This is a genomic window from Paenibacillus sp. FSL H3-0333 (assembly GCF_038002805.1).
Classification (GTDB): Bacteria; Bacillota; Bacilli; order Paenibacillales; family Paenibacillaceae; genus Paenibacillus_AQ; species Paenibacillus_AQ silagei.
Genome location: NZ_JBBODG010000001.1, coordinates 150,031 through 166,903 on the forward strand (window position 1 = coordinate 150,031; position 16,873 = coordinate 166,903).

Sequence of the window (16,873 nt, forward strand, 5' to 3'; positions counted from 1 at the left end):
CAAATGAAATCCAGCCTGTAATTACAGGCTGAATTCGCTTGGGCTGAGTCCCAGTACGCTGCAGATATTCCGCACAACTGCCTTCTCATGCTCGTCGAAGTCACCGTCTGCTGCACCAATCGCCGAGCATACGCCCACGATTAAGCGTCCAACCTCCGGTTTGCCGTTGAACTTCCCGATAGCCTTCAGCGCTTCCTGCTTACCGATCTCCGGCGAGAATTCGAAGTTGCTTACATAGTAATTGAACTGGGCAATGACGTCCCTCATGTCAAATACCTTGAGTTCATTGCTGAGATTCATATATCCCGCCATCTTGTTCTTCTCAGCTTCCTCAATCTTGCCGTCAGCAGCAGCGACCAGCGCGCAGCCCGCCACCACCGCGTTCATAAAGTCTTTATTTTTAAATTTCTTCACTTGATCCGTCAGTCCGTTTTTGGTGGTATTCAGCCAATTCTTGAATGTGCTCATCGTATTCTCCTTCTATCATTATGGAATTATGACCAGCAGAAAGCCTATGCCGTCTTATTAAGCACCCTATCCTTTTCTGCCGGAAATATAAGGATAAATCATTATGCAGAACCGCTGTCATCCTTATACTTTAAAAAAAGATATCTCCGAGCCTCCTCCCCGCCACCCTGGGCAGCTATTCACGCTTGGACTTATTGCCTATTTCTTACTCTTCTAATATAACCGATTAAATAACAATATTCTACTTTGGGCGATTCTTACAGCACCTTGGACAGAAACTCCCGTGTACGCTCATGCGACGGGCTGCCAAACAACTGCTCCGGCGCACCCTGTTCGACTATGGCCCCTTGCTCCATAAAAAGCACCCGGTCCCCCACTTCACGGGCGAAGCCCATCTCATGGGTCACCACAACCATAGTCATCCCCTCAAGGGCCAGCTCCTTCATTACGGCCAGCACCTCGCCCACCATCTCGGGGTCCAGGGCCGAGGTCGGCTCGTCGAACAGCATGATCTTCGGCTCCATCGCCAGCGCCCGGGCAATCGCCACCCGCTGGGCCTGACCGCCGGAGAGCGAGGCAGGATACATCTCCGCCTTCTCACTGAGGCCCACCTTCTGCAGCAGCTCCACAGCCTTCTGCCTCGCTTGATCCTCCGTCCATTTCCGCACCTTCATCGGGGCCAGCATGATGTTCTCGATCACTGTGCGGTGCGGAAACAGATTGAACTGCTGAAAAACCATCCCCACCTCAGTACGGATATCGTTAATCCTTGTGCTCTTGGCCATCAAGGAAGTGCCTTCAATGATAATATTGCCCTTTTGCGGCTGCTCCAGCAGATTAAGGCAGCGCAGAAAGGTCGATTTGCCCGAGCCCGAAGGCCCGATGACGACCACAACCTCCCGGCTGTGAATGTCGACGCTGATATCCGTCAGTACCTGATGGGCACCGAATGATTTGTGCAGATGCTTGACTGAAATAACCGGTTCCATAGGGGTTACACCTTCCGTTCGATATAATTAAGCAGCTTGCTGAGGGAGTAGGTCAGGATGAAATAGATCAGTGCAGCGGTCAGATAAGGCTCCCAGATCCGCAGGTATTGGCCTTTCATGGTATTGCTCCAGTACATAATCTCAGGGGCGGCAATCAGCGCCAGCAGCGAGGAATCCTTAACAAGTACGATGAATTCATTCCCGAAGGCGGGAACCATCCGTTTGATGGCCTGGGGCAGAATAATGAAGCGCATCGCCTGCTGCCGGGTCATTCCAAGGGATAGGGCCGCTTCCCGCTGACCGGGGTCGATGGACTGGATACCGGCGCGGAAGATCTCCGCAGAATAGGCAGCGGAATTGAGCGACAGCGCCACAAATGCGCTCATCAGCGCGTAGGTTTTGCCGTAGAACAACGGGATCAGCCCGAAGTGGACGATCAGAATCTGCACATAGAGCGGCGTACCCCGGAAGAGGTTAATATACGCGTGAAACGGCCAGCGGAAATACCATCTGGGCGCCATTTTGCCGAAGCCGATCACCAGTCCTAGCAGGGAACCGCACAGAATGGAGACCAGCGATACGCCGATGGTGAACAGGGTCCCTTTTAGCAGAACCGGTAAATAATGAATGATGATGTCGAATCTGAAATCCATAGAATTCTTCCCTTCTCTTCTGCTTGTGGCTTGCTCAAAAAAAGAAGCACGCGCAATAGCAATCATTACGCATGCTTAGTTGTTGCCGGTTCTTAGGCTACTTCGCGTTCATAAGCGCCGCCGTGTCCGGCTCTTCGCCGAACCATTCCTTGTAGATCTCCGCATATTTGCCGTTCTCGATGACCTTCTTGATCGCCGGGTCCAGCTTCGCCTTCCATTCACTGCCCTTAGGATACAGAATGCCGTAGTACTCGGAGCCGAAATTCTCCTTGTCGATAATGCCTGTCAGCTTCTCCTTCGGATTGTTCTTGATGTATTCGTTCACGATGGCGATATCCGCGACCACCGCATCCGCTCCGCCGCCGTTCAGCTCCATCAGCGCTACCGCATTGCTGTCGAACCGCTTCAGATTGCCGTTGTCAACGCCCATAATGCCGCTCATCAGCTCATCCGCTGTGGTGGCTGCCTGAACCGCAACCTTCTTCCCCTTCAGGTCCAGGGCGGATTTGATGTCGCTGCCTTCCTTCACCATGATCATGTTCGTAGATTCGAAATAAGGGATAGAGTAGTCATAGGTTTCCTTGCGCTCATCTGTAATTGATACCGAGGATACACCCGCCTGATATTCAGTGCCCTGCTTCACACTGGTCAGCATGGTATCCCAGCCTGTGTTGGTGACCGTGTAATCAATGCCGGCCTCCGCCATCACGGCCTTAATGAAATCAATGTCAAAGCCCTTGATCGTATCGGTATCCATATACTCCATTGGTGCATAGCTCGCATCGGTAGCGATTTTGAGGCTTTTCCCGTCCGCACTGCCGCCTTTCGCATCATTACCAGAGCTACAACCCGCCATTGCCAAGACCAGGAGTGCCACCATACCTGACATCGCCCATTTTTTTCGGATTCCCATTCTCCAATCCCCCTACTTATTTGTAAAATAACTTAAGGAGATTTTATCAGATTAAAGTAGTGATGACAATTAACTTTATCCTTTTGTGTAATGTAATATGACATTATTATCGATATATTGTAACATCTCATGCAAAAAAGCAGCCAGAATGCCCCGGAGAGAGCTCCGGCAGCATTCTGGCTGCTTAATGAGTGGTCTATACATATTAGCGCATAAGTTAGAAGGTCAGATCGCCATCATAGGAAGCAATCATCCGGTACAGCTCCGGACGGCGGTCACGGAAGATCCCCCATTCAATCCGGCCGACCTCAAGGGCATCCAGATCAAATTCGCTGACCAGCACCGTCTGCTCATCCCGTCCGGCTTCGACAATCTTGTTGCCCTGCGGACCAGCGATGAACGACGAGCCGTAGAAATCAATGCTGGAATCCTCGTCAGTCTCCTTCCCGATCCGGTTGGAGGCCACGACAGGAATCAGGTTAGCGGCAGCATGACCCAGCATGCAGGTCTGCCAGTGATCCTTGGAATCGATTGACCCGTCCTGCGGCTCTGAGCCGATCGCTGTAGGGTAGAACAGAATCTCCGCACCCATCAGGCTCATCACCCGGGCAGCTTCCGGGTACCATTGGTCCCAACATACGCCGACTCCGATTTTGGCATAGCGGGTATTCCACACCTTGAAGCCGGTATCGCCCGGGTTGAAGTAGAATTTCTCTTCATAGCCCGGACCGTCAGGAATATGGCTCTTGCGGTATTTGCCCATCACGGTTCCGTCCGCATCAATGACCGCCAGCGAGTTGTACCGCGCATAATTCTTCTTCTCATAAAAGCTGATCGGCAGCACCACCGCAAGCTCCTTGGCGATAGCCTTGAAGTGGTTCACCGCCTTGTTCTGCTCAAGCTCTGTAGCATAGGCGTAGTAATCCGACTTCTCCTTCTGGCAGAAATACGGCGTCTCGAAGAGCTCCTGCAGCAGAATAATCTGCGCACCCTGGGCGGCTGCCTCTCTTACCAGTGTCTCCGCCTTGCGGATATTCTCATCAATGTCGCCGGAACAGCTCATTTGCGTCGCGGCTACTTTTACTTGTCTCATGGTTGTTCCTCCTTGGTTGAACTTATAACACTTAGAACTCAAAGCTGGTCGTCGCTGCGGTGAACATTTGGACTTCCGGTCGCTGCCCGTCCCCAGATTTCTTGATTTAATCCGCTCTTCGCGGTTGAAATCCGGTGACAGCTGATGCTTCCGAAGCGAGCTTTCCTACGGAAAGCTTTCAGGCGATCGCTAACGCTCCTACAGTTCCAAATTTCCCCTCCGCTTCTTTTCGCTTTTCGTTAAGCTCCAGCCACCGCAGGCATCTGCTGGGTGGTGCAATGCACGTTCCCGCCTTCGCCGATCACGGCCATTCCGTTCACGGTCCGAATGCGGCGGTCTGGGAACAATCCGGCCAGCGTCTCTTCAGCCAGCTTGTCCGTCTCAGCCGCCGTACCGCCGAAGACCGGCAGAATAATGCCGCCGTTCACAAAATAAAAGTTCAGATAACTCAGCGTCAGGCGGCTGCCCTCGAAGTCTACGCGGGGCGGCTGCTGAATGCGGACAATCTCCAGCTTCCGGCCTTTGGCATCAACCGTCTGCTCCAGGATGCGCAGATTCTCCTGCGTAATCGCATAGTTCTCATCCTGCGGGTCCTCGCAGACCTGGATAATCACCTTGCCCGGGGCCGCGAAGCAGGCAATGTTATCGACATGCCCGTCCGTCTCATCCCCGCTGAGGCCGCGCTTCAGCCAGATGATGGACTCGGTCCCGGTATATTGCTTGACATATGCAGCAATCTCCTCGCGGCTTAAGCCCGGATTGCGGTTGGTGTTGAGCAGGCATTCCTCGGTGGTCAGCAGCGTGCCTTCACCGTCCGTATGAATCGAGCCGCCCTCCATCACCAGCGGAGCATCGAACGCATTGACCTCCAGGTGCTTCAGAATCTGCGGAGCTACCTCATCATCAAGATCCCAAGGCGAGTATTTGCCGCCCCAGGCATTGAATTTCCAGTTGACCCCGGCCAGCTTCCCGTCAGGACCCGTGAGGAAGGTCGGTCCGTTGTCCCGCAACCAGGCATCGTTGTGCCGGATGGGGAGCAGTGTTACATTCCCGCCGAGCGCCAATTTCTCTACCTGATCCAGCTCCTCTGGATTGACGATAACCGTCACCGGCTCGAATTCGGCAATCGCCCGGATAATCTCGGCATAGCCCCTACTAACCGCTTCATGATTATCAGGGTGTACCATAGAGTCCTTCACCGGCCAGGAAATGAATGTCCGTTCATGCTTGGCCCATTCGGCAGGCATTGTATAGTGTAAATCACGTGGATGCATCATTTAGTTACCTCTGCTGTTTAGTTTTTGAAGCCGGGGATCTACCCGCAAGCTCCTCACCCATCATACATGAATATGCCGGCAGGCTCAATTGCTGCGCAGCAATAATCCCTCTGGAAATATCCAGAGGGAATGCCATAGAAGCATAATAATCTGCGGTACTGTAATCAGAAAAACTGTGAGACTCTAATCAGAGAGATTGCGGGACTACAATCAGAGAACCTCGGGGATGAATCGATTTTACAGAGCGATGCGCTTGATTATATTGCCCTCAAAATCCTTAATGCTGAACTCACCGTTCTCCAAAACGCCGTAGGAGTTCGGGTTGTTCTCCTTGGGTAGCGCGATCGATCCGGGGTTGAGCAGGGTAATGCCGTCCTTCACCTCTGCCACCGGCAGATGTGTATGCCCCTGAATGAATATATCCTGCGGGGACAGCGCCGGTAAGTGGTCGATGCTGAAGCCATGCCCGTGCGTGGCGTAGATTTTGCGGCCTTCATGCAAAATAAGTACATAGTCGCCCATCATCGGGAAGTGCAGCAGCATCTGATCCACCTCGGCATCACAGTTACCTCTCACCGCCGCCAGCGATTTGCCCGATTCGCTATAAGCATTCAGTCTGTCGGCGACCCCCTGCGGATTATACCCCTCCGGCAGCGGATTCCTCGGTCCGTGATACAGGAAATCCCCCAGAATAACCAGCGTGTGCGGCTGCTCCTCCTCCGCCTTCGCCAGCGCCTGCTCCAGCCAGTACAGTGATCCGTGAATATCGGAAATAAACATCAGCTTCATTCGTACGCTTCCTCTCTGTCCATATATCCTGCCCAAAATGCAACTTTCCGCTCACCATTCCCGTACGAATCAGCTATTGTTGCACAAAAAGCAGGATTCCTGCCCCTTCAAGCTGATTTGCGGGACGATTTCCTGCAATTTGTGCAACATTTCACCTAAACTCCCATGTATTCATGCACCAAAACTGCAATATATGCAACAATCGGTCGCATCACAGCCTCCGCAATATAAAATTAGAAAATTAGTTACTTAATCAGTCGCCTTAAGGCAGATTGGACGAGCCCATCAGGAAGCGGTCTACCTCGCGGGCGGCCTGGCGGCCCTCGTTAATCGCCCACACCACCAGACTCTGGCCGCGCCGCATGTCACCTGCCGTGAAGACTCCCTCCACATTCGTTGCCTGCGCGCCGAACTCTGCCTTAACGTTGGAACGCTCATCGCGCTCCACGCCAAGCTCTCCAAGCACTGTCTCCTCTGGTCCGGTGAAGCCCAGAGCCAGCAGCACCAGCTGCGCCTGAATGATCTCTTCGCTGCCCGGCACTTCGACTGGTGCCATCCGTCCGTCCTCCGTGCGCTTCCATTCAATACGCACCGTGTGCAGCTCCTGTACATGTCCGCTTGCATCGCCGACGAAGCGCTTGGTATTCACCAGATAGCGGCGCGGATCTTCTTCATATAGAGAAGCTGCCTCCTGCTGTCCGTAGTCCACCTTCAGCACCTTCGGCCATTCCGGCCAAGGATTGCCCGGCTGGCGGGTTAATGGCGACTGCGGCATAATCTCCAGCTGGATCACGCTGCGGCAGCCGTGGCGGATCGAAGTGGCTACACAGTCTGTCCCCGTATCTCCGCCACCGATAACGACCACATCCTTGCCCGCCGCTGACAGATACTCTCCGTCCTCCAGCCCGGAATCCAGCAGGCTCTTGGTGTTCAGTGTCAGGAACTCCATCGCCTGATGGATACCACGCAGCTCCCGGCCCTCCAGCGGCAGGTCACGCGCCTTGGTAGAGCCGCCGCAGAGGACGACCGCATCATGCTCCTCCTGTAACTGAGCTGCTGCAATATCTCTGCCAATCTCAGTCCGGGTGACGAAGGTAACGCCTTCCGCTGCCAGCAGATCCACCCGGCGTTGCACCTTCTTTTTATCCAGCTTCATGTTCGGAATGCCATAGGTCAGCAGACCGCCGATCCGGTCAGCCCGCTCATAGACCGTTACACTGTGTCCCGCCTTATTCAGCTGGGCGGCGCAGGCCAGCCCGGCAGGGCCGGAGCCGACAACGGCGACCTTCTTGCCTGTACGGGTAAGCGGCGGCTCAGGAACGATCCAGCCTTCAGCAAACCCTCTATCTACAATCGCTTTCTCGATTGATTTAATCGTTACCGAATCGCCGTTCTTCCCTACCGTACAAGCGCCTTCACATGGCGCAGGGCAGACGCGTCCCGTAAATTCGGGGAAATTATTCGTCTTGTGCAGGCGCTTCAGCGCGACCTGCCAGTTGCCGCGGTATACCATGTCATTCCACTCTGGAATCAGATTATGCAGCGGACAGCCGCTGGCCATCCCTGACAACATACGCCCCACATGACAGAACGGTGTTCCGCAATCCATACAGCGGGCACCCTGCTCACGCAGTTGTTCTTCCTCCATCGGAACCGAGAATTCATTCCAGTTCTTAATCCGCTCCATTGGCTCACATTCAGCAGGCGTCCGCCGCTGATATTCTATAAATCCGGTTGTTTTGCCCATCCCTGTCATCCTCCGAGTCTCTCTGATTGGCCGCCGAAAGATAATAGACGGCATTCATGCCCACACCCGGCTCCAAAAAGAAATACGCTCTTCTGTCACCGTCCGTTATTCTGTCACTGTAAAGCAGCGAAGCAAGCGGCTATAACGGGGCTTCAAATCACCCCGGTACAGGCTCTTGCACGGTTATCATAAGGGGAATAAATGCCTTCATATTACCATCTATCCGCAGGGAGGGAACATGAGCAATGTCACCTTTTTTATTAACGTTGTGTGGTAAATAATGTACAGCAGACTCAGGCAGCATCTTTTTTCTTGAACATATTGTAGACCGAGCTGAACACCCCGAACAGAATGCCCGTTAACGGGAAGACGATCCAGTTGATCTCCCACTGGTCAAACACGAAACCGCTGACCAGAAAAACACAGGTAACCAGCGGCCAGATAATAGCGGCAACCGCACCGACAATCCGGTCCTCCTCCTTCTTCTCCTCCTGCTTCTCCTCACTGAAATCGCCGGTCTTCAGCAGTATCTGATAAGCCCCCCGGATATTCCCGTAATACACGAAGAGGAAAACGGCTACAGCCACTATAATCAATAGAACGGCTACCCCGTAGGAACTGTATTCATCTCCAAACGCGGAAGATACAAAGATAGCGATCGGCGAAAGTACGCATAAACAGACACCCATGATAAGCGACAACGTATACGTGGCAGCAAAAGCGGACTGTCTCTGCTCAATATATGCCTCCAGCGGATACGGCAGACTGAAACCCGACTCCATGTATTTGTATTTCTCCATCTTCGTGCCGCTGTAGATAAATAATGCGATAGCCGGACCGAGCAGCAGTAACAGGGGGATCAGTCCGATCATGCTCATAGCATCTTCAGAGAATACATTTCCCATGACCCCGTTCTCCCCAAGACCCGAGAAAAGGATAAGCAGGGCAGCACCTAACATAATCAACCCTACGCCCCAGCCTACGAGCAGGCCGGATTTTCTTTTGGCAGCAATGAATTCTTCTACAGCAAGCTCATCCAGCATGGGCAGCCGTAATCCTTCCTCCTTACGATCCTCTCCAAGCCCCAGCTCACTGACCAGCTCATCAATGTTGCCGAACTCGGAAATCACGATACCCACCGCCTCATTCTCCGACTTCCCTTCATGCTTCAGTTCATAGTATTTCTCTTCCATGTTGCCCAGCAGCTCCTGCTTCAGCATCACCATCTGTTCCGTTCTGGGCAGAGATGCGAACATATTGTTCAAGTATCCAATGATGGTATCCAAGTTCCTCACAGCTCCTTTATGAATTTGTTGATAACTTCTTGCGTAATCTGCCATTCCTCGCATTTGGCACGGTAGTAGGCAAGACCCTGGGGAGTGATGCGGTAGTAGGTACGCCTTTTGCCAAACGTCTCATCCAGATAAAAGGAATCAATATAACCGTTCTTCTCCAGCCGGGTGAATGCCGAATAGAGCGTGGTTTCCTTCATAATGTATTTCTCATCGGATAGCTTCCGTATATTCTTGGAAATCTCATAGCCGTAAGACTCCCCGTCCAGAAGCATGTAGAGGATCATCGTGTCATTGTATCCCCTAATCACATCACTGCTGATCAATTGCCTGCCTCCTATACTTCATCTGTCGTAGTAATTAGGTTCATTGTAGCATAATTACTACGACAGATGAAGTAGTGTTTAGTGGAATTTTATATTTTATTAAAAGTAGGCTGACAACAGGCTTATACACTGTCGCATCAGCTTATTGTGTTCGGTTTTCCGCATACATTTGGCCACATACCCCCGCGGCCGCCTATTGTGTTCGGTTTTTCGCATACATCCGGCCCGCTCACCTTCATGCTGTCACATTGTGTTCGGTTTTCCACATACATTTGGCCACACGCCCCCCCATCAGCACATTGTGTTCGGTTTTCCGCATACATTAAGCAGAATTCCGCCACAGCAAAAAACAGACTGCCCTGGCAGCCTGCTTCTGCGCGACTTATAATCGCGGTACCAATCCATTAGTTCACAGCGAGTACAATCATTCCAATTCCTGCAGCAGTTAAAATGCCGCCCGCCAGTCCGCTGATCTGCTCCCCGCCGAACACCACATTCCATTTGCCCAGCTCAGGTAGCCTCAGGGCTGCACCATCCGGGTTGGCATTGTACAGAACGTACAGATGCTCCGCCGAATCTCCTCCGGCATGATCGCGGAGGGTGAAGGCCACCGCCTGCGCCGGTGCCTCCTCGAAGATCAGATGGTCACGGATCTCCTCTGCGGTACGCAGACGGAAGGCGGGGTGAGCCGCGCGCAGCGCGATCAGCCGCTTCATGTACTCCACAGATTCGGCATGTTCCGCGCAGCGTTCCCAGTCCAGCCAGTTCACTTCCACTGGCGATTTATAGCTGTTCTCCACCCCGCCCTTCGTTCTTAGGAATTCCTGTCCGGCATGAATGAATGGAATCCCCTGACTCGTCAGCACGATGGCTGAGGCCAGATGGTGCATGGCGCGGCGCTGCCTGTCTTCTGCTCCTGCCGTAGACAAGACCAGCTTATCCCACAGTGTATGATTGTCATGGCACTCCACGAAGTTCACACTCTGCTGCGGCTCCTGGGCGTATTGCCCAAGGCCGGGCCCGTAGTAGATCGCTCCGGCAATGCCTGCCTTCACATTGCGCTCGAAGCCGAATCCGCCGCTGATGAAGCCCTTCTGGTCATGCAGAAATATATTTCCTTTGACCGCATCGCGGAAGCCGTCATTAAAATGCCCGATGCCCGGCATCTCATTGGCCTGGCGCTGGTTGGCCCGAAGGTCCTCTGGCAGCTCCGTGTCCATCACCCAGCCTTCGCCAATGGTGATCAGAGAGGGGTCCAGCTCATCCAGACGGCGGCGGATCTCGTTCATGGTCCCTGTATCATGCAGTCCCATCAGATCGAAGCGGAAGCCGTCAATATGGTACTCCTTAGCCCAGTACAACACGGACTCTACGATGAAACGGGACATCATCTTGCGCTCAGAAGCAGTGTCGTTCCCGCAGCCGGAGCCGTTCGACAACCGCCCGTCCTGCTTATACCGCAGATAATAGCCAGGGACCAGCTTGGTGAAATTAACACGGAAGCCGTCATAGACATGATTGTAGACCACATCCATGATGACACGCAGACCGCGGTCATGAAGCGCCTGGATCATCGTCTTCAGCTCCCGGATACGCAGGCCCGGAACATACGGATCTGACGCATAGGAACCTTCAGGAGCATTGTAGTTCTTGGGATCATATCCCCAATTATAATGCGGCTCATCCAGGCGGGTCTCATCTACGCTCTCTGTCGCATAATCATAGATAGGCAGCAGCTGCACATGGGTAACACCCAGACTGGCAATATGATCAAGGCCGGTGGCAATGCCCTCGGGACCCCGGGTTCCGGCTTCTGCAAGGCCGAGGTATTGCCCTGTATGCTTAATCCCGCTGGCAGGATGAACCGATAAGTCACGCAGGTGAAGCTCATAGATCACCGCATCCACCGGGTCCTCCAGCGGCGGCTTATCCTGCGTCCAGCGCACGGGATCGGTCTTGCGCAGATCCAGTATAACCCCTCTGTCCCCGTTCACCCCGACTGCGCGGGCATACGGGTCCACCGCTTCGTTCCATAGATCACCGATACGCACCTTGTAGGTGTAGAACATTCCGTCCAGATCACCCGGAACGCTGAGTCTCCAGGTTCCCCGGACGTCTCGTACCATGGGTATCTGCCGTTGCGCAGCATCCTTCCAGGATGGATAGAGCACCAGCTCCGCTTCCTGGGCCGTCGGGGCCCACAGACAGAACGCGGAGCCGGACGCCGAATAGGTTAGGCCAAGATCCTCTCCGTCATAGCTGAACAGCTCATCGAAACTCCGGTCGAAGACGGAGATTCCGCTGGTAGCTGCAGGGTCCCCGTAATCAATCGGTTCCTTCATTTCCTTCTGTACTGACAAGGCATACCGCCTCCTTTACCCTTAACTAAATATACGGCAGGGCTCCTGGGATTTATACAATTCCTCTTTTCTCTATTTGAAATTTTATCCTAACCGCCAACTTTGTGCAAACGTTTGAATCACACTTTGCAAGTGGAAACGGCTTGGCCGTCCCTTTAAAGGACGGGACCGTTTCAGCGAGAATAGGAGGATTATTATTCCGGCAGGTCGAGCGACACCATCGTAAGTATTTTTTTATTGGCTGAATAGGAGAACTGCCGTTCTCTGCCCGGTGTATAGCCGCCGCCCGGATGCTGCACCCCGTTGTCATGGACAACCAGCTTGCAGGAGCCGTCCTCCTCATCCTCATAGCCGATTCCCAGCACCCAATGATAGTCATACGCATATCTGCCCCGCCAGCGGAGGCTAAACCACTTGTCGAATTTGAGCGCAACCGGACGCCCGGCATCAATCTCGGCCCGGTAGCGCCCGATATCATTGAACACGGATACCTTAATCAGGTCGGAGCGGTGACTTAAAGGCGGCAGGGCTGCGCCGATGTACGCCCGGAGGCCTCTGACAAAGCTGCGTGCGCTCATGCCCCAGGGCGTCCCGCCATGATGGGTGTAGATGTAATTGATGTGCGCGGCCATGGAATCAAAATGACGGATACCCGGAATAAACGTCCGGCCCTTATGCGAATGCCAATATTCCAGGAGGGCAGCCATGGTCGCCGGCCCGCAGGCTGAGGAAGGCGAGGCTACGCCTGTCTCCCACTGTGTATACGCCTTCGCCTTCAATCGCTCACCAGAAGGCCTCCGGCTCATAGGGATACCTTATTGCTGAAATGCTCCAGACCCAGCTCCATATCTACAGGCAGGATGAAATAGAAATTCGAACCTTCCCCGACTACGCTATCCACAGTGATGGCACCGCCCATCAGCTCCACCAGCTTTTTGCAGATGGCCAGCCCCAGTCCGGTTCCCCCATACTTGCGGTTAATGGACGGGTGCAGCTGCGAGAAGGACTGGAACAACAGCGGCTGCTTCTCAGAAGGGATTCCTATCCCTGTATCGGCCACGCTGAATTTGAGCGTCAGCTTCTTGCGCTCCCTGCTATATTCTCTGCTGAGCAGAATGGAGACCTGTCCCGTCTCGGTGAATTTCACGGCATTGCTGACGAGATTCACCAGCACCTGGCGCAGCCGGGCCGCATCTCCCATGATCAGCTCCGGCACATCCGCAGCCATGCGGCAGGACAGCTCAATATTCTTTTCACGGGCCTTCGGCATGAACAGCTCCGTGATATTGTCGAGTAATTCCACCAGACTTACCGGCTCGTGGGTAAGCGTCATTTTACCAGCTTCGATTTTGCTGAAATCCAGAATTTCATTAAGAATATATAGCAGGGATGCACTGCTCTCGCTGATAATCTGGGCATACCCCCACTGTTCTTCCGTCAATTCCGTCTCACTTAGCAGATCGGTCATGCCCATAATTCCGTTCATCGGTGTACGCAGCTCATGGCTCATGATGGCGAGAAATTCCGATTTGGCCTGGTCCGCCTTCTCCGCCAGCTCCTTGGCTCTGATAATCTCCTTCTCCCCGGTAATGTCACGGAAGACAACAACCGCTCCCTTGCGCTCACCCTTGTCGAACAGTGGGGTTACCTGGTACTCGGCCAGGAAGCTGGAGCCGTCCTTGCGCCACAGCACCGCATCCAGGCTCTGATGAGCTTCTCCTGCCCGGACTGCCCGCATCAGCGGAGACTCCTCCGGCCGGTAATGGTTGCCGTCAAGCGCGGTCTGCTGGATGGGGTCCAGGTAAGGATGCCCGGTAATCTCATCACATTCGAAGCCCAGCATATGCGCCCCCGCAGGATTAATAAAGGTGACCCGCCCCTCGTTGTCCAGACCAAATATTCCTTCGGACACGGCATTGAGAATCAGGGTATAATCATTGCTCAGCTTCTCAATCTGCTCCGTGTACCTGATATGATCCGTAATATCGCGGGAGATCCCATATACTCCAACCACCTGATGATCCACAACTATTGGAATATTAATCGTATTGATCTCCACCGGATGCCCGTCTTTGTGAATCAGCGTCAGATCATAGCTCTGCGGCTCCCCCTGGCTGGCCAGGGTGAAATGATGCAGCGTCTTCTGGATATCCTTCTCAGCCACCAGCGGTCCAAAATAATTCCCCAGCAGCTCCTCCAGCGAGTAGCCGCTCAGCTTCTCCAGATTGGCATTCGCCGTCAGATAATCCCCCTGCAGATTCATGGAATATACCGCCGCAGGATTATACTCGAACAGGGATTTGTAGCGTTGCTCACTCTCCTGCAGCTTCGATTCGAATTGCTTGCGTTCAGTAATGTCACGGCCTACGGCAATAATCTCTGTCTTCCGGCCCTGCGCGTCAAAAATATACCGGCTGTTCGTTTCAAACCAGACATAGGTACCGTTCTTGTGGCGGTAGCGGTAGGAGGCCGGCGGAATCAATCCCGAATCTACGCTCTCCGCCATCTGATTCAGAATCATCTCCAGATCATCAGGATGCAGGTAATCGTAGGCACTGGTGCCGATCATCTCCTCAGGCTCATAACCGAGCAGCGAACGGCTGGCCGGTGAGCAATACAGGAAGATACTGTCCTTAATCGCATGGCGCGAGATCAGGTCGAGGGAGTTCTCCGACATCAGCCGGAAATTCCGTTCACTCTCCCGCAGCTGCTCCTCCATATGCATACGCTCCGTAATATCCTGCATCATGCCGAACAGCTGGGCTGGCTGGCCCTCCGGTCCCAGGATGACATCCCACTGGACATGCACCATCAGGACCTCCCCATCCGGCAAAATCATCCGGTAAGCCGTATTCCCCGGCTCCCCTAGTCCCATAGCCCGTTCTACGGCCTCCTGCAGAATCCGGACATCTTCCGGATGGACCAGTGCCAGGAAGGCCTCCTGATTCACTTGGCCTGTCTCCACACTATATTGCAGAATACGCCGCAGTTCGTCGGAGAACGTGATTCTGCCCTTCACCAGATCCCAGCCCCATGAGCCTATTCGCGCCACCCGCTGCGCGGACGCAAGGGCCTCCTCGCTGTGCTTGCGCCGGGTGACGTTACGGCCAATCCCCATAATCCGTGTGATTTCACCCTTATCGCCGCGGACCACATGGAAGGATGTCTCGAACCATAGATAATGGCCCTCCTTATGGCGCAGGCGGCGACTGGAGATATTGTTCTTCAGCAGGCTGCCGGAGCTGTTGATTGCTTCAACATCCTCCAGGTGATAGAATTCTGCGCGGTTCCTGCCGACGATCTCCTCCGGATGGTATCCGATCTGGGAATAGGAGGACGGCGATATGAAGGTTATCGTCCCGTCGGGCAGGGAGAAGGAGATCATGCTCTGATCGTCTTTTATGAATAAATTATACAGATCGCGGCTGTCTACGGTCAGCTGGTCAGCAATTTTGCGGTCTGTTACATCCTGTGCATATACAATAACGGTCCGGCCGGAAGGCTCCTCTTGGGCCGGAATGAAGGTCAGGGCGAGCCAGAACGGCTTCCCGTCACTGCCGGAGAACCGCTGCTCCACCTGGAGAGGCTGTCCCTGCCGCTGTGCAAGCTCTGTCCCGATTCGCTGAATAGAGAATTCTTCCTGCAGGTCCCGGCCGGCCCCCGATAGAGTCCCTGAGAGAAATTCAGGCTCAGTGCAGCCCAGCATATTGCAAAAAGCAGGATTAATCTTCATCCATCTGCCTCCTTCCGGAGACAATACAGCCATCCCCACCGGAGATAACTGGAAGGCTTGATCGAGAATGCTGTTATTCCTAGCCAGGTTATCCATCACCTAAGGCCTCCTTCATCTTGGGGCTGGCGCTTCTGCTGACCCTCTGTTGTGCTTTACTTGACGTTCTTCCTTCACAGTATACGATAAGACCGTCACGGAATGAAATGAAGGTCCTCCCCCTTGATTCGCATAAGTTAAAATTGATAATATTGACATAAATAAGATATTATATCTATAATAAAAAGCAAAACTATCTTCGTGACTCATTACGCCGGAAGCACCCGTAATAGAGGCCTGTTGGCCTTTACTGCGGGTGCTTTCTTTGTGTTCCGGGACATGGAGACAAGCGGAGGAATGTTAATGAACAATCTGTATAAGCCAAGGTGTCTGCTGCTGTCCCTCTTGATTGCCCTTGCCCTAAGCTTCCCGGCCGGTCCGGCTTCGGCAGCGGCGACGGTGATAACCTCATCGGTTCAGGCTTCCTTTGACCTGACTGCTGCGAAGGCGGACAGCACTGCCCGCGCCCGGATGAAGAGCCAGTTCACAGAGCTGACCACCCTGTCTGCTGGGTATGACAGCCGGGAGGTGCAGATCAGGACGCTCCATGATCAGAATACAGAGGCGTTGAATGCAGTCCGGGAGTCCATCAAGAATATGGACCAGGCCTCCATCACCAAGCTGAGCGCCGCCGTCAGCAGTGCCAAGCAGCGTTATCAGCCGCTGTTCGATCAATACAGCGCGCTGAACAAGCGGATCTCCCTGCTCAAGGGACTGAAGGACAAGACGCTGAACTCCGTCCTGAAGGCCCAGTCGGAAGCCATGAAGCTGCTGGTCCAGATTGCCCGCCAGGAGATCCGCGACAAGGAAGCGCTGCTCAAGGCCGCCAAGGATACCCGTACCCGCCGGATGGCCGCTGCCCGTAAGACCCTGGCGGGCATTGACAGACCGCAAAGCTTAATCAAATCACAGAAAAGCGCAGTCTCTGCCCTAAACAAGCGGCTAACGGCAGATTGGAGTGACTTCAAAGCGGCTATCCGCAAGCAGAATCCGGCTCTGGCCGGACAATCCTTATCTTCTATGGTCGCCGGGTACAAGCAGATCGCGGCGGGGAAGCTGAAGATCCTGGATTATGAGCAGACGATTGCCGGAGTCATTGCAGCTACTCTTAGACAGACAGGCAACTAGACCGCAGAC

At 53.8% G+C, this 16,873-nt stretch carries 14 protein-coding genes; 1 reads left to right on the forward strand and 13 read right to left on the reverse strand.

Annotation, left to right across the window (positions count from 1 at the left end; genetic code table 11):
* Positions 1-21: 21 nt before the first annotated feature.
* The 13 genes from MHH78_RS00610 to MHH78_RS00670 form a co-directional block, all read right to left on the reverse strand.
* Positions 22-468 carry a tellurite resistance TerB family protein gene (locus MHH78_RS00610; protein WP_209876307.1) on the reverse strand — a complete coding sequence of 149 codons (447 nt, stop codon included), beginning with the start codon at positions 466-468 and terminating at the stop codon, positions 22-24.
* A 257-nt stretch (positions 469-725) separates the two neighbouring features.
* The gene (locus MHH78_RS00615) at positions 726-1,457 is read right to left on the reverse strand and encodes an amino acid ABC transporter ATP-binding protein (RefSeq protein ID WP_341166305.1); all 732 of its coding nucleotides are present in this window, start codon (positions 1,455-1,457) and stop codon (positions 726-728) included.
* Between the two features lie 5 nt (positions 1,458-1,462).
* Positions 1,463-2,110 (reverse strand): amino acid ABC transporter permease, encoded by a 648-nt coding sequence (locus MHH78_RS00620; protein ID WP_076085940.1) that lies wholly within the window; start codon positions 2,108-2,110, stop codon positions 1,463-1,465.
* A gap of 97 nt (positions 2,111-2,207) precedes the next feature.
* Positions 2,208-3,023: a transporter substrate-binding domain-containing protein gene (locus MHH78_RS00625; protein WP_036723560.1), complete on the reverse strand. Its 816-nt coding sequence runs from the start codon at positions 3,021-3,023 to the stop codon at positions 2,208-2,210.
* A gap of 217 nt (positions 3,024-3,240) precedes the next feature.
* Entirely contained in the window at positions 3,241-4,116 is an 876-nt protein-coding gene (gene aguB / locus MHH78_RS00630; protein ID WP_036723561.1) for an N-carbamoylputrescine amidase, read from the reverse strand.
* Positions 4,117-4,355: 239 nt separating this feature from the next.
* Positions 4,356-5,390: an agmatine deiminase family protein gene (locus tag MHH78_RS00635; RefSeq protein WP_341170256.1), complete on the reverse strand. Its 1,035-nt coding sequence runs from the start codon at positions 5,388-5,390 to the stop codon at positions 4,356-4,358.
* 240 nt (positions 5,391-5,630) lie between these two features.
* On the reverse strand, positions 5,631-6,182 hold the full coding sequence (gene yfcE, locus MHH78_RS00640) for a phosphodiesterase (protein ID WP_341166306.1): 552 nt from the start codon (positions 6,180-6,182) through the stop codon (positions 5,631-5,633).
* A gap of 262 nt (positions 6,183-6,444) precedes the next feature.
* Entirely contained in the window at positions 6,445-7,929 is a 1,485-nt protein-coding gene (locus tag MHH78_RS00645; RefSeq protein WP_341166307.1) for a glutamate synthase subunit beta, read from the reverse strand.
* Positions 7,930-8,222: 293 nt separating this feature from the next.
* A complete protein-coding gene (locus tag MHH78_RS00650) occupies positions 8,223-9,215 on the reverse strand; it encodes a permease prefix domain 1-containing protein (RefSeq protein WP_341166308.1) in 993 nt (330 codons plus the stop codon).
* 5 nt (positions 9,216-9,220) lie between these two features.
* Positions 9,221-9,547 carry a PadR family transcriptional regulator gene (locus MHH78_RS00655; protein ID WP_341166309.1) on the reverse strand — a complete coding sequence of 109 codons (327 nt, stop codon included), beginning with the start codon at positions 9,545-9,547 and terminating at the stop codon, positions 9,221-9,223.
* Positions 9,548-9,951: 404 nt separating this feature from the next.
* Positions 9,952-11,907 (reverse strand): type I pullulanase, encoded by a 1,956-nt coding sequence (gene pulA, locus MHH78_RS00660; RefSeq protein ID WP_341166310.1) that lies wholly within the window; start codon positions 11,905-11,907, stop codon positions 9,952-9,954.
* A 194-nt stretch (positions 11,908-12,101) separates the two neighbouring features.
* Positions 12,102-12,713: a C39 family peptidase gene (locus MHH78_RS00665; RefSeq protein ID WP_341166311.1), complete on the reverse strand. Its 612-nt coding sequence runs from the start codon at positions 12,711-12,713 to the stop codon at positions 12,102-12,104.
* Positions 12,710-15,736, reverse strand: coding sequence for a PAS domain-containing protein (locus MHH78_RS00670; RefSeq protein WP_341166312.1), 3,027 nt, complete (start codon positions 15,734-15,736; stop codon positions 12,710-12,712). Before MHH78_RS00670 ends, MHH78_RS00665 begins: the two co-directional genes overlap by 4 nt.
* A gap of 303 nt (positions 15,737-16,039) precedes the next feature.
* Here MHH78_RS00670 and MHH78_RS00675 point away from each other — a divergent pair, with 303 nt between their 5' ends.
* Positions 16,040-16,864, forward strand: coding sequence for a hypothetical protein (locus MHH78_RS00675; RefSeq protein ID WP_341166313.1), 825 nt, complete (start codon positions 16,040-16,042; stop codon positions 16,862-16,864).
* The last annotated feature ends 9 nt before the right edge of the window (positions 16,865-16,873 follow it).

Excerpts from the sequence above, each read along its gene's own strand:
- MHH78_RS00610 (WP_209876307.1), bottom strand. The coding sequence starts at position 468 with ATGAGCACATTCAAGAATTGGCTGAATACCACCAAAAACGGACTGACG.
- MHH78_RS00615 (WP_341166305.1), bottom strand. The coding sequence starts at position 1,457 with ATGGAACCGGTTATTTCAGTCAAGCATCTGCACAAATCATTCGGTGCC.
- MHH78_RS00620 (WP_076085940.1), bottom strand. The coding sequence starts at position 2,110 with ATGGATTTCAGATTCGACATCATCATTCATTATTTACCGGTTCTGCTA.
- MHH78_RS00625 (WP_036723560.1), bottom strand. The coding sequence starts at position 3,023 with ATGGGAATCCGAAAAAAATGGGCGATGTCAGGTATGGTGGCACTCCTG.
- aguB (WP_036723561.1), bottom strand. The coding sequence starts at position 4,116 with ATGAGACAAGTAAAAGTAGCCGCGACGCAAATGAGCTGTTCCGGCGAC.
- MHH78_RS00635 (WP_341170256.1), bottom strand. The coding sequence starts at position 5,390 with ATGCATCCACGTGATTTACACTATACAATGCCTGCCGAATGGGCCAAG.
- yfcE (WP_341166306.1), bottom strand. The coding sequence starts at position 6,182 with ATGAAGCTGATGTTTATTTCCGATATTCACGGATCACTGTACTGGCTG.
- MHH78_RS00645 (WP_341166307.1), bottom strand. The coding sequence starts at position 7,929 with ATGGGCAAAACAACCGGATTTATAGAATATCAGCGGCGGACGCCTGCT.
- MHH78_RS00665 (WP_341166311.1), bottom strand. The coding sequence starts at position 12,713 with ATGAGCCGGAGGCCTTCTGGTGAGCGATTGAAGGCGAAGGCGTATACA.
- MHH78_RS00670 (WP_341166312.1), bottom strand. The coding sequence starts at position 15,736 with ATGGATAACCTGGCTAGGAATAACAGCATTCTCGATCAAGCCTTCCAG.
- MHH78_RS00675 (WP_341166313.1), top strand. The coding sequence starts at position 16,040 with ATGAACAATCTGTATAAGCCAAGGTGTCTGCTGCTGTCCCTCTTGATT.